Source organism: Phormidium tenue FACHB-1050 (assembly GCF_014696925.1).
Taxonomy (GTDB): Bacteria; Cyanobacteriota; Cyanobacteriia; order Pseudanabaenales; family Pseudanabaenaceae; genus Pseudanabaena.
This window is the reverse complement of record NZ_JACJQY010000046.1, coordinates 38,391-45,853: the sequence shown is the minus strand read 5'-3', so window position 1 is coordinate 45,853 and position 7,463 is coordinate 38,391. Positions and strand designations below refer to the sequence as shown.

The window sequence follows — 7,463 nt, the reverse complement described above, 5'->3', positions numbered from 1 at the left end:
AACCCAATTGAGCGGGTTTGGCTACATTTGAAGCAAGGGTTGAGATTTTCTTTACCCAAAAATATGGATGAGTTGCGGCTTTTGGTCAAGAATCGTCTCTCTGAAATGACTAAATCTGTAATTGCTTCTCTTGTCGGTAGAGATTCCATACTGGATGCCCTATCTGTTGCCTCTCTTTTGTGATTTGGTATTACAGAATCTATCAGCTCTATTGCGATAGATAGGTTTGTAATCTTAGGCTTTTTGAAAAGGCGATCGCTGTAGTTTGATATTTGCTAATTAAGATTTAGGCGATCGCTTTGTTTTAGCAGACTTGGGTGATTGAGCCTTTTTGGCTGAGAGTTTTTGGAGCTTTTGAACTTGTTTGAGGGTAAGTCCTGTAAATTGGGCGATTAGTTCTACAGAAATGTTGGAACGCATCATGTTTAGCGCGATCTGATTCGCTGTTTCAGCTTTGCCTTCAGCTTTGCCTTCAGCTTTGCCTTCAGCTTTACCTTTGGCAATACCTCTAGCCTCACCTTTGGCAATACCCTTAGCCTCGCCCTCAAGCAAGATTTCTTGATAAATAACTGATTCTTTCATGATTTCGCTCCTCAAAAGTCTTTGGATGATTTCTTTATTCAGGGCTATACCCGATATTATAGCGGTCGATGCGGCGACGTTACTTTGTACTTGTTTGTCTGTAATATTTTCAATTTGTCTTGCAACTTGTCTTAGGGTTTCTTCAGGATCTAAGGTTTTAGTTAGCACTGCAAAGGGGAAGAGTCCTTGGTATTGCTGAAATATTTCTGTAGGCTGTTCCCATAGTCTGATGACGTTAAATTCATGGTTGAGTTTACCAATCTTAAATATCGTTTCATGAACTATAGGGGATTGACTGGGGGTGAGGTAAATAACGACTTGATGTATCTGTCTTTCTGGAAATTTACGATATAACCTGAGTCGATAGTCAGCCATGCGAAAGGGAATATTTTTATTTGGCTCAGTCTGAAATTCGATGTGCAGGATGATTTCGGTTGATTCGAGAAATATCACGGAGTCGGCGCGGATTGGTTCGACGGACAATTCCGATGGTTCGATTTTGGTTAGGGCGATCGCTTCTCCTAATATCCAACTGGCAAAGTCTCTGGAAAAGCTTTCTGCTAAAAACTTACAGATGTTATCAATCATTGCGGGATTCTATCATTTACCCATTGCTCTCAAACTAAATCCTGTACTTTGCTGCTGATCGCTACAGGCTCAAAAAAATTTGGTATAAACTAGTGATTAGATGTTACTTAGGAGCTAAAACTATGATTGTTAAAACTATTTCTCTAACTGCGGTAAGTCTTGTGTCCGCTACGATGTTTGCATCGGCTGGCGCGATCGCCCAGATAACACCTGCACCAACTCTATCTGAGCAAACCTTACGTGAAGCGCAACAACAAGAAAGAAGCTCACTTAGCGTCGGTGGCAGTAACCTCAACTTATTGCAACTAATTAATAATATCAACCTTGCGGGTGGCAAATCCCCTGAGCAGTTTCGCGCAAATCAAGCTGAATCCCTTGACGAAGCTGTTTCTAATTTTAGAGATCAACAACGTCGTGAAGTGAAGATTTCAATTCCTACAGCAAATACTCAATCCAATTAATATAGCAAAGCAAGTTTTGCTTAGGACATAAAACCCAAAAAGAGAGTGGCGGCGCGAAGCGCCGCCACTCTCTTTTTGGGTTTTGGTTTGTACTAGCTAATTTTTGTTTTGCTATGCCTTTTTTTGTGGCGCGGCAAAGCCCCTTTTTTACTTCAGAGTTAAAAACTTTTCGAGAGCCGTAACCAGTGATGGCGGCCAACGTCGAATATTTTTGACCCAATTAATATCGCGATAGCGTGGATCAAGATTTTCTACAGAGACCCAATTGCTTTCGGCTTCACCTTGCTTATGATCAGCCCAAAGAGCCGCCGTTAAAGCCGCCCGTACATCCGTGAAGTTAGGATATTTGCGTAGAATATTCTTCATCGCCTTAATCGCTTCATCGCTTTTGCCGACCTCATACAAAGCGATCGCCTTATTCCCAAAAGCAGTACTAAAGCGCGAATTAACATTCATCGCCGTTTGATAATCAGCGATCGCTTCTTCCCATTTGCCTAGCCCTGCTTTTGCGTTACCACGATTGTTATAGGCGGCGGCATCTTGAGGATCTATTTCTAAAACGTGATTATAATCAGCGATCGCTTCTTCCCATTTTCCTAAGCTTTCCAAAGCTGCACCACGATTGAGATAGGGATCGGGGAAATTGGGTGCAAGATCCACTGATTTGTTGTAATCTGCAAGCGCCTCTTGAGGACGGTTTTGGCTCATTTTGGAGTTGCCGCGATTGCTCCAACCTGCGGCATTTTCAGGATAGAGCGTGATTAAATCAGTCCAATAGCCTTCTGCGGCTGTAAATTCTCCTGCATCTGTTGCATCAAAAGCTTTTTTGACCAATTCGTCAAGTTGCTTAGATTCAGCTTCGGTAATGTTGAGTTGCGCCTGTGCTGGGGCAGGATTCAAAAGTAAAAATAAGGCAAGAAAAAATGCAAATAGCGATCGCATGGGTATTGAATCCTTAGATAAAGCTTGACTACAGAATACGTAGTTGTTGCCATGATACTCAAAAATAAAAGGCGGTGCGAAGCACCGCCTTTTATAGCTCCATTATAAAACCCAAATAGTGTGAGGCGGCGCGAAGCGCCGCCTCACACTATTTGGGTTTTGATTTGTCCTGATACAGATGGCTATAGCTATATGAATAGGTAATTGCTAAAAATTCTAAGCGATCGCCATGGCTTTAGGTGCGAGAGCCGAAATCACTGCATCCGCATTAGCAGTCCAGCCAATAATGCCACCTTGAGCGCGAAGCATTTCAATGGTTGACGACTTAAATTCTGGGAAATAACTCGCAGTTCCATCTTCGATCAGCAGGCATTCATAGCCGCGATCGTTGGCTTCACGCATGGTTGTCTGTACACAAACTTCCGTAGTTACACCTGTAAATAGAAGATGGGTAATATTTTCCTTTTGTAAAATCTCTTCTAGATTTGTCCGACAAAAAGCACCTTTTCCAGGCTTAATGATTACAATTTCATTCTCTAAAGGTGTAAGTTCAGGAATAGGGTTATTCCCATCTTCACCAGCGATTAAGATTCGACCCATGGAGCCTTGATCGCCAATCTTGAGATGATCACCTTGACCACGATTGAGCTTAGAGGGAGGACAATCGGACAGATCAGGTGAGTGCGCCTCAATTGTATGAATGACTGGAAAATTTAGCGATCGGAAAGTTTCTAAAAGTTGTTTGACAGTTGGCACAATGCTTTGCAGTTGAGTGACATCATTGCCTAGGGCTTCACCAAATCCGCCATGCTCTAGAAAATCACGTTGCATATCGATAATCACGAGCGCAACCTTACTATCAGTTGGTAGCTCGTATTCATAGGGCTGAGCAGCGATCGCAGGCATAAGTTTTTCCTCAATAATTTGAGTACAGGGCTTGCAGCGCGTGGCCTGTACTAATGGATAAATACAAAAACACAAATACGTTATTTTATGTTTTTAAAACCCTGACTGGGATTGGTTTTCAATTCACAAAAGTGTCATCACACTTTTGTGAATTGGTATAAATTACTCGTGAATAATTACAGGCTTTTCCCAGACAATGAGAACTACACATCCTTCTTCACTAGAGACTTGGTGGCTAGTATCGGGAGGATTGATGATTACGGAACCTTTGGTATATTTGCCATTGGCATCGGCTTGCGAACCCGACAATACAAATATATGTTCGTAACCTGAATGGGAATGATGGGGAACCTTGGCTCCAGCTTCATAGCGGAGTAGAGCCGCACTTGCTCCCGTATCACTCTTATATAAAGGATAGATTTCGACTCCTTGGCGAAATGGCTCCCACAGTAGATCATCATAGCTAGGACGAGTAAGCAATTCGGGAAAGATCCGAACTTGTTGATTGATGATCATCGTTAATGTCCCGCCATCTTCTGCCCGATTTCCGCGAGATTGACTTCAGCACTGGTGCTTTCATAAACGAATTGACCATCACTCATCACTAAAATGCGATCGCTTAGTGTCAAAATCTCATCGAGATCTTCACTGACTAGGAGGACAGCAACGCCACGATTTCTCGCTTCGACAATTTGATTGTGAATATATTCAACCGCCGCAAAGTCCAAGCCGAATACAGGATTTGCCACAATCAATAATTTGATCTGCTCCGCAGATAGCTCTCTAGCGAGAACGGTACGCTGCACATTACCACCTGAGAGATTACCCACAGGAGTCTCAGGGGATGGAGTTTTAATGGAGAAGACCTTGATCAAATTCTTCGCAGTTTCGCGAATTGCTTTGAATAGTAGCAAAACTCCTGCCTTAGCTTGGGGAGGACGATCAAAGGTGCGTAAAGCCAAATTTTCGGCGACACTCATATGTGGCACACAGGCATTTCGCAGAGGTTCTTCAGGTAGTGAAAACACTTGATGGCTATACATTTCCTTGCGGGTAGCAGTATAGCGATCGCCATTAACAAAAATCTCACCAGCCGTGAGGATGCGCTGACCAGATAGAACTTCTACTAACTCCTTCTGACCATTGCCTGAGACACCAGCGACACCAACGATTTCGCCACTCTTGATTTGTAAGTTCACACCAGAGACTGCTTCTAAACCATTGTCGCGATCGGCATGGAGATTACGCGCATCGAGAACCAGATTATCTAGGGAAACTTCTGTTTTGACAACTTGACGAGCTTCCTTGGCTTCACCTAACATCATCGCAGCCATATCAGAAACTGATAGTTCTTTTGTAGAACCTGTTCCTGCGAATTTGCCTTTACGTAGCACTGTGACATCATCTGCAAAGGCTGTAATTTCGCGAAACTTGTGACTGATCATCAGTACGCTCAATCGACCTGCGGTCACTTCTTCCCGCAACAGCCCTAATACTTCATCAGCTTCTTGAGGAGTTAACACCGATGTGGGTTCATCAAGAATGAGGATGCGACTTTTGAGATAAAGCTGTTTGAGAATTTCTAACTTTTGCTTTTGACCAGCAGCCAGTTGTGAGATTGGGGTATTGAGATCGATTTTGAAAGGAGCCGAAGCCATAAATGCTTCCAGCTTTTCTAATTCATCTTTCCAATTGATGATCGTTGGTGTGTCAGGTCGCACCAGCAAAAGGTTTTCTGCAACAGTCATTGCAGGCACAACAGTAAAATGTTGATAAACCATGCCAATACCATAGTTATAAGCATCGCGGGGACTATGGATATCGCGGGAATGTTTATTAATCAAAATATCGCCATGAGTGGCACTATGGAAGCCCATAATGCACTTGACTAAAGTACTCTTGCCTGCACCATTTTCACCAAGTAAGGCATGAAAAGTTCCTGGGGCAAGCTTAAGTGATACGTTATCAACTGCCACGAAAGAACCAAATCTCTTAGAGATATTTACTAGTTCTAGTTCAGGCGGTAGGTGCGATCGCAGAGCATCAGCGGAGACACTAGATGGAATAGTCAAGGTTGGTATCGACTCTTTCATAGATTCTTCTTCAACCAGATTAGCAGCAAGATCGCTTTCAAGATCGTCAGGCATCGGTTTTTCCATAGCGCCGTATACTTATATGCATTTTTATAATTTAACTAGAAATTTTGCGCGATCGCTGTAGTCAATGTTTCAGAATCACTGACTGCACCGAATACGCCGCCTTGCATTTCGATCATTTTTAGCGCGGCAAGGTGGTTGCCATAGTCCGTTGCACCTGTGCAGTCTGACAACATTAGGCATTCATAGCCGCGATCGTTGGCATCACGCATGGTTGTATGGACGCAAACGTCGGTAGTAATCCCTGACAAAATAATATTTTGAATGCCATTGCGTTTCAAAAGTAGGTCGAGATCGGTGGCATAAAATGAGCCTTTCCCTGGTTTGTCGATAATCGGTTCACCTGCGATCGGGTAAAGCTCTGGAATGATGTCCCAACCTTTTTCGCCACGGACTAAGATTTTGCCACAGGGACCTTCATCGCCAATTCCTGCTCCAATTCTTTGCGATCGCCAGCGCTTGTTTTCAGGTAAATCTGATAAGTCGGGTCGATGCCCTTCGCGGGTATGAATGATTAAAAAGCCTTTTTCGCGAAATAGGGTCAGGACTTTTTTGATTGGCTCAATTGGGGCGCGGGTGAGTGAGAGGTCATAGCCCATTTTGTCTACATAGCCGCCGACACCGCAAAAGTCTGTCTGCATATCGATGATGATCAGAGCCGTATTCTCTGGTCTGAGGTCGCCGTTGTAGGGGTAGGGATAGGGCGTAGAGTTAATATGCATAAGTGATTTTTTTAAGATTAATACAAATTGCATTGTAGATTTGTATTAATTGTTGAGGATCTGGTTAGCCCAGACTGTTACTCAGAAACTTATAGCGATCGCAGCTTTCATCTGCCAAACAAAAATGAACACTTTTTATCCCGAAAATCGACAACAGTGGCGAGAGTGGTTAGATAAAAATCATGATATTGAAAGTTCTGTTTGGTTAATCTATTACAAAAAAGGCTGTGGCAAGCCTTCCATAACTTACAGTGATGCGGTAGACGAAGCGCTCTGTTTTGGATGGATCGATAGCAAGGTAAAGTCTATTGATGCAGAAAAGTATATGCAATTTTTTTGTGTCAGAAAGCCGAATAGTGTTTGGTCTAAGGTCAATAAAGAGAAAGTCGCTAGTCTGATCGAGAAGGGATTGATGACAAGCGCAGGATTGGAAGCGATCGCGATCGCTAAAAGTAATAGTTCTTGGAATGTTCTTGATGCAGTTGAAGCTTTAATCATTCCCGATGACTTGATGACAGCATTATCTTCCAATCTAGTGGCAAAAGAATATTTTTTGAATTTAAGTCGAACTGACAAGCGCAATCTTTTGCAATGGATAACCTTGGCTAAAAGGGAAGAGACGAGGCAAAAACGCATTAGAGAAATTGTATTTTCCGCTGAAAATCAAAGAAATCCCAAGCAGTTTTGAGGGTAAACACCAGTAAAACATCACTTATTCGTCACATATAGCCTAAAATTTTAATCACATTCGCAATTGGTTATCTCGCTCATGTCAGAAATAATTTCAGAAATTAAATTCGCGATCGAAGGTGATGGCGCGATCGCAGCGACGGAAGAATTATTAGCAATGGATGGAATTGAAGGTTCCTATGATGTGGATGAAGAGATTCAGCGCGAAGGTGTGATGGCGGTAATCGCTTCCATTGTCGGGATTGCGTCAGGAGCTTTAGCTATTGCTGAACAAATCCGTAAGTGGTATCAGGAATATAAACAAGGTAAGTCAGGCAAGAGGATCGCCAAGGTGTTGATTGTCGGGCGCAATGGCGATCGCCTCTTGCTAGAAAATGCGACAATCGAACAAATCCGTAAGGTTTTGGAGAGTTAAG

The 7,463-nt window shown here is 43.0% G+C and carries 9 protein-coding genes and 1 pseudogene; 4 read left to right on the top strand and 6 right to left on the bottom strand.

What is annotated here, in order from left to right; all coding sequences use genetic code 11:
* Positions 1–183 (top strand): annotated as a pseudogene (locus tag H6G05_RS25185) (hypothetical protein); the annotation flags it as partial.
* 96 nt (positions 184–279) lie between these two features.
* Here H6G05_RS25185 and H6G05_RS20890 read toward each other — a convergent pair.
* Positions 280–1,170 (bottom strand): Rpn family recombination-promoting nuclease/putative transposase, encoded by an 891-nt coding sequence (locus H6G05_RS20890; RefSeq protein WP_190581096.1) that lies wholly within the window; start codon positions 1,168–1,170, stop codon positions 280–282.
* Between the two features lie 122 nt (positions 1,171–1,292).
* Between H6G05_RS20890 and H6G05_RS20885 the strand changes: the two genes are divergently transcribed.
* On the top strand, positions 1,293–1,631 hold the full coding sequence (locus tag H6G05_RS20885) for a hypothetical protein (protein ID WP_190581094.1): 339 nt from the start codon (positions 1,293–1,295) through the stop codon (positions 1,629–1,631).
* Between the two features lie 147 nt (positions 1,632–1,778).
* On the opposite strand, the gene H6G05_RS20880 is transcribed toward H6G05_RS20885, so the two are convergent.
* From H6G05_RS20880 to biuH, 5 genes are all read right to left on the bottom strand, one after another.
* A complete protein-coding gene (locus H6G05_RS20880; RefSeq protein ID WP_190581092.1) occupies positions 1,779–2,573 on the bottom strand; it encodes a tetratricopeptide repeat protein in 795 nt (264 codons plus the stop codon).
* 216 nt (positions 2,574–2,789) lie between these two features.
* Positions 2,790–3,479, bottom strand: coding sequence for a cysteine hydrolase family protein (locus tag H6G05_RS20875; protein WP_190581090.1), 690 nt, complete (start codon positions 3,477–3,479; stop codon positions 2,790–2,792).
* A gap of 162 nt (positions 3,480–3,641) precedes the next feature.
* Positions 3,642–3,995, bottom strand: a complete 354-nt coding sequence (locus H6G05_RS20870; protein ID WP_190581088.1) for a cupin domain-containing protein — start codon at positions 3,993–3,995, stop codon at positions 3,642–3,644.
* Positions 3,996–3,997: 2 nt separating this feature from the next.
* Entirely contained in the window at positions 3,998–5,638 is a 1,641-nt protein-coding gene (locus H6G05_RS20865) for an ABC transporter ATP-binding protein (protein ID WP_242025705.1), read from the bottom strand.
* A 35-nt stretch (positions 5,639–5,673) separates the two neighbouring features.
* Positions 5,674–6,357, bottom strand: a complete 684-nt coding sequence (gene biuH / locus H6G05_RS20860) for a biuret amidohydrolase (protein ID WP_190581086.1) — start codon at positions 6,355–6,357, stop codon at positions 5,674–5,676.
* A 124-nt stretch (positions 6,358–6,481) separates the two neighbouring features.
* Here biuH and H6G05_RS20855 point away from each other — a divergent pair, with 124 nt between their 5' ends.
* Both H6G05_RS20855 and H6G05_RS20850 read left to right on the top strand, forming a co-directional pair.
* Positions 6,482–7,045 (top strand): YdeI/OmpD-associated family protein, encoded by a 564-nt coding sequence (locus H6G05_RS20855; RefSeq protein ID WP_190581084.1) that lies wholly within the window; start codon positions 6,482–6,484, stop codon positions 7,043–7,045.
* Positions 7,046–7,126: 81 nt separating this feature from the next.
* Positions 7,127–7,462 (top strand): hypothetical protein, encoded by a 336-nt coding sequence (locus H6G05_RS20850; protein WP_199310691.1) that lies wholly within the window; start codon positions 7,127–7,129, stop codon positions 7,460–7,462.
* The last annotated feature ends 1 nt before the right edge of the window (position 7,463 follow it).